The following is a 4,951-nucleotide window of genomic DNA, read 5'->3' as shown; positions in this document are numbered from 1 at the left end:
GGGGCGGTGAGGGCTGGTCGAGCCGGTGCGTCGCCCTCCTGCGCACCGGCGGCGAGCGCTTCGGCCCTGAGTTGTCGCAACGCCTCGTCCGGCGTCGGCAGGTCGGCGGCGTAGGCGAGCCGCACCAGAGCCATCTCGGCCGCGGCGAGCGGGCGGGCCGCACTCTGCACCTCGGGTATCGCCTTCAGCAGGATCTGCCAGGCCCGCGACAGCGCCCGCACGGGCAGGCGGCCGGCGAAATCGCCGCCACGCCGCCGCTCGATCTCGCTCAGCGTCGGGTCGGCGGCCGCCGCCTCCGGCGCGAGCTTCAGCCGGGTGACGAGGTGGGTGAAGGCGGCGAGATCCGAGAGCACGACCGACGGGTCGGCACCGGACTCGTACTGGCTGCGCAGCTCGGCGAAGGCGGCGGGCACGTCGCCGCGCATCACCGCCTCGAACAGGTCGAGGATGCGGGCCCGGTCGGCGAGCCCGAGCATGTCGCGCACGCCCGCGGCGGTGACGGCGCCGGCGCCGTGGGCGATGGCCTGGTCGAGCAGCGAGAGCGCGTCGCGCACCGAGCCCTCCGCCGCGCGCACGATCGCGGCCACCGCCTCGTCCTCGGCGCCGACGCCTTCGGCCGCGCAGATCTTCTGGAGATGGGCGGAGAGCACGTCGGCCTCGACCCGGCGCAGGTCGAACCGCTGGCAGCGCGACAGGATGGTGATCGGGACCTTGCGGATCTCGGTCGTCGCGAACACGAACTTCGCGTGCGGCGGCGGTTCCTCCAGCGTCTTCAGGAACGCGTTGAACGCGTTGCCCGAGAGCATGTGGACCTCGTCGATGATGTAGACCTTGTAGCGCGCCGAGACCGGCGAATAGCGCACGCCGTCGATGATCGCGCGCACGTCCTCGATGCCGGTATGCGAGGCGGCGTCCATCTCCAGCACGTCCATGTGCCGCGATTCCATGATCGCCTGGCAATGGACCCCGAGCCCCGGCATCGCGATGGTCGGGCCGGTGTCGGGCGCGCCGACCGGCGCGTAGTTCAGGCCGCGGGCGAGGATGCGGGCGGTGGTCGTCTTGCCGACGCCGCGCACGCCGGTCAGCATCCAGGCCTGCGGGATGCGCCCGGCAGCGAACGCGTTGCCGAGCGTGCGCACCATCGCGCCCTGGCCGATCAGGTCGTCGAAATCCTTGGGACGGTATTTGCGCGCCAGCACGCGGTACGGCGTCTGCGCGAGGGCAGGCGCCGGAAACCCGGGCAGGCCCGGCTCGTCGTCAGGCGTGCCGGTGCTCGCGTCCATGCGCTCTTCGGGGGGTGCGTCTTCGCTCTTCGCGGTCGTGCCTTGGCCGCCGCTGCGGGCCGATCGACCCGCGGTTCCTGCGGTGGAACGAGGTGGGAGGCTGGACGAAGACCCGCTCGGTCTCGTTAGGGCTGCTTCCTTCCGGACCTGACCCGGTTGGCGAGTGAAACGTCCCTCGCCAACCTCCCGCGGCCTATATGGCGGGAGCTTCCGGCGATGGCAAGCGGGCGGGGCACCGGGTCCCCGGCTGCAACCCCCGGCGTCGACGGCCGGGCCGGACGCGGCGCGATCAGGCCTGCGCGCCCGCCGGATCGCCGCTCCGCGTCATCGCGGAGGCCGCGAGCACGAGGGCGAAGCCGAACAGGAACACCTGGTTGATCGACAGCTCCTCGAACATCAGCGAGGGCACCATGAACAGCACCGTGTAGAACAGGAGCGGGCCGAACCGCTGGGGGGCGAGGACGATCCGGACCGTTCCGGCCAGGAAGGCGAGCACGACGAGGACGCCGCTCTGGAGCGCGAGGGTGACGACGGCGTTGTGCGGCGTGCCGACGCCGGCCATCATCAGCAGCTGGTTCTCCTTGGCGACGTTGCCGAGGCCGAACGGATGGGCGGCGGCAAGCTGCAGCCCGGCCGCGGTCGAATCGAGACGCTCGAGGATGTTGCTGTCGGCGTGGCTGTCCGCGACGAACCGCTTCTCGATCGCCGACTGGAGCTGCTCGGGGACGGGGGCATAGCCGGTGGCGCTGAACAGCATGACGAGCCCGCAGATGGCGGCGCCCCCCAGCAGCACGGCGTAGACGCTGACGCTCTTCCGGAGGATCAGCCCGAGTACGATCGCCGGCAGGAAGAGCCCGGCGCGGTTGTTGGTCAGCGGGAAGCTGACAAGCAGCGCGGCGAAATACGCGATGTAGATCGCGCTGCGGCCGGTGCGGTGCCAGAGGTAGGCCGCAGCGGCGCCGGCGAACGCGAACACGTGCCCGGTCTCGTTGCCGGCGGCCCACAGGCCGCCGAGCTTGTCCTTCATGAACAGGACGAGTTCCGGCTCAAGGCCGTCGGTCGGCACCGCGAGCCCGACGCCGATGAGGTCGATGCCGGCCGAGGCTGCGACCAGGACCAGGAGCGACCCGGCGAAACCTCCGAGCGTGCCGGCCGCGAAGCTGTCGGCGCCCGCCGGATCGCGGAGCAGGATCACGAGCTGCGTCGCCTGGACGAAGTACAGAAGCAGCACCAGGGTCAGGTACAGGTCGCCCTGCTGGACGTCGGCCTTCGCCAGCAGCGAGGCGACGAGCAGCATGACCACCACCCCGATCGGCAGGGCCCGCGCCAGGAGCGTGGACAGGATGCGCGGGCGGAGCAGGAAGTACGGGATCGTCAGGAAGGGCAGCGCGTCGGACAGGCGCATGAACGGCAGCCCGAAGGTCGAGGTCAGCACGTTGAACTGCAGCGCGAAGCCGACGCCGAGGATCACGAGCCGGTCGAGACGGCTCAGGGACGCGCCTCCGGACACTGCAACCGCACGCTGCGGCTCGGCCGGGACGATTCCTCCCTTGGCGATCCGCATGCACGCCTCCTCGAAGACCGGCACCCTCGGCGACCGGAGAGGGCCGACCTTGCACGGGATACGTTTGGAAAGGCTTGCGACGGCGGACGAAGAGAAGGGCTGATCCCGGCTGGCCGGCGGGCGCTGCGGATTGCACGTCGCCGCTCCGTTGCCCCCCGCCCCTTCTACCCCATGTCCCGTCGCAGCATCCCCGAGTGCGTTCGGAAACCGGAGGACGGATGGACAGTTCGAAGGGCCACGGCCGCTACGGCTACAGCGCGCTGCCGGACCGGCCGCTCTACGACTGGCCGGGTGGCCGGCGCCTGGCGGTCTACGTCGCGCTCAACCTCGAGACCTTCGATTTCGGATCGGGGCTCGGCGCCGAGCTTGCCCCCGGCGGGCCGCAGCCCGACGTGCTGAACTACGCCTGGCGCGACTGGGGCAACCGGGTCGGGGCGTGGCGGATCAAGGCGATGCTCGACGCGCTCGGGCTGCCGGCGAGCGTCCTGGTCAACAGCCGCCTCTATGCGGATTGCCCCGGCCTGATCGAGGCCTTCCGCGCCCGCGGCGACGAGATCGTCGGGCACGGCCGCACCAACGCCGAGCGCCAGGGCAGCCTCGACGAGGCGGGCGAGCGCGCGCTGATCGCCGAGGCGACGGCGCTGCTGACCGAGCACGAGGGCCGCCCGCCCGCCGGCTGGCTCGGCCCGTGGATCTCGCAGTCGACGGCGACGCCCGACCTCCTGGCCGAGGCGGGCTACCGCTACCTGCTGGACTGGGCGCACGACGACCAGCCGACGTGGTTCGGGACCCGCGACGGCGGCCGCATCCTCTCGGTGCCCTATCCGCAGGAGCTGAACGACATCCCGGCGATCGTCGCCCGCAAGGAGACCGGGCGGCAATTCGCCGACGCGATCTCCGACGCCTTCGATGAGATGCTGGAGCAGTCGCGCCACGCGCCGCTGGTGATGGGGATCGCGCTCCACCCCTACATCGTCGGCCAGCCGCAGCGCCTGCGCCCCCTGCGCGCGGTGCTGGCCCGCATCGCCGCTCACCGCGACACGGTCTGGCTCACCACCGCGGGCGCGATCGCCGAGCACGCGGTGCAGGTGATGGGCTGAGGGGACAGGGCTCGACGGGATCAGCTCGGAGGACGGCTGCGTTTCGCCGGTGAGCCCGCAGATCCGCTGCCGGTGATGAACGGGTTTTTGTCGATCAACCGAACACGGATGGTCCGCGCCGAACCCGACGCACCGGTCATCGCGGCGGGGTCGGGTCCGGAACGGCCAGCAACCCGATCAGCACCAGGGCCGGCACGAGCACGCACCAGAAGGACAGGGCGGCGACCCCGAACGCGCCGGCCAGGGCACCTGCCGCGAAGGCCAGCACCGCGGACAGCGTGCGCCGCAGGCGGGCGCCGGCCTGCGCGCCGAGCTTGGTCCCGCACAGGTGATCGGTGATATCGATGACGGCCTGCGTGACGTTCACGGTCATCACCGTCGTCGCGGCGAGGTGGCCGATCACCAGGCGCCCGATGCCGTTCTGGATGCCCATCGCGGCGACCCCGAGCATGCCGATGCCGATCGCCCGCGCGCCGTCCGGCGAGCCGAGCGGCGACAGGGCCGCGCCGAAGTTCGCGAAGGCGATCAGGACGGCCGCCTCGAGGGCCAGCAAGGGGCGCAGCGGCGACGTCCCGCGCCGCTCCAACGCCAGGGCGATCAGGCGCGTGAGCGCGACGGCCAGGATGAAGGTCGGCAGGGCGAGCAGCTTGGCGAGGACGCCGGTCGAGGTCGAGACCAGCTCCGCGCCGATCAGGACGAAGTTGCCGGTGACGTGGGCGGTGAACAGGCCGGTCAGGGCGATGAAGGCGGCGGCGTCCACGAAGCCGGCGACGAAGGCGAGCCCGACGCCGATCGCGGCGTCCCTGAGCGATGGGGTGAACACGATGCCTTGCTCTCCTGCCCGTCCGAGCCGGTCGCCGCTCGCACAGGGCGTGCAGCGTCTCGATCTTCAGCCCGCCCGGTTCGCGGTGCTGGACGAGAACCTGTCGCGCGAGATGTTCGCCAACGAGACCGACCAGGTGCTGGCCGCCGCAATCGGCGGCCAGCACCTGGTCGGTCTCGTT

At 71.7% G+C, this 4,951-nt stretch carries 4 protein-coding genes and 1 other RNA gene; 1 reads left to right on the top strand and 4 read right to left on the bottom strand.

From position 1 onward, the window contains the following. From FV230_RS24545 to FV230_RS24535, 3 genes are all read right to left on the bottom strand, one after another. On the bottom strand, positions 1-1,283 hold a 1,283-nt coding region (locus tag FV230_RS24545; protein ID WP_147844256.1), incomplete at its 3' end, for a DNA polymerase III subunit gamma/tau. A 90-nt stretch (positions 1,284-1,373) separates the two neighbouring features. Further along, positions 1,374-1,472, bottom strand: an RNA gene (ffs, locus tag FV230_RS24540) — signal recognition particle sRNA small type. Between the two features lie 100 nt (positions 1,473-1,572). Beyond that, entirely contained in the window at positions 1,573-2,847 is a 1,275-nt protein-coding gene (locus tag FV230_RS24535; protein WP_147844255.1) for an O-antigen ligase family protein, read from the bottom strand. A gap of 218 nt (positions 2,848-3,065) precedes the next feature. Here FV230_RS24535 and FV230_RS24530 point away from each other — a divergent pair, with 218 nt between their 5' ends. Further along, positions 3,066-3,947 carry a polysaccharide deacetylase family protein gene (locus tag FV230_RS24530; RefSeq protein ID WP_147844254.1) on the top strand — a complete coding sequence of 294 codons (882 nt, stop codon included), beginning with the start codon at positions 3,066-3,068 and terminating at the stop codon, positions 3,945-3,947. Between the two features lie 136 nt (positions 3,948-4,083). Here FV230_RS24530 and FV230_RS24525 read toward each other — a convergent pair whose 3' ends face one another. Then, positions 4,084-4,770 carry a YoaK family protein gene (locus FV230_RS24525; RefSeq protein ID WP_246686430.1) on the bottom strand — a complete coding sequence of 229 codons (687 nt, stop codon included), beginning with the start codon at positions 4,768-4,770 and terminating at the stop codon, positions 4,084-4,086. Positions 4,771-4,951 lie beyond the last annotated feature (181 nt).

The sequence above is a fragment of the Methylobacterium sp. WL6 genome (assembly GCF_008040095.1).
Lineage (GTDB): Bacteria > Pseudomonadota > Alphaproteobacteria > Rhizobiales > Beijerinckiaceae > Methylobacterium.
The sequence above is the reverse complement of the archived record's forward strand: the minus strand, read 5'-3'. Positions and strand labels throughout refer to the sequence as shown.

Excerpts from the sequence above, each read along its gene's own strand:
- FV230_RS24535 (WP_147844255.1), bottom strand. The coding sequence starts at position 2,847 with ATGCGGATCGCCAAGGGAGGAATCGTCCCGGCCGAGCCGCAGCGTGCG.
- FV230_RS24530 (WP_147844254.1), top strand. The coding sequence starts at position 3,066 with ATGGACAGTTCGAAGGGCCACGGCCGCTACGGCTACAGCGCGCTGCCG.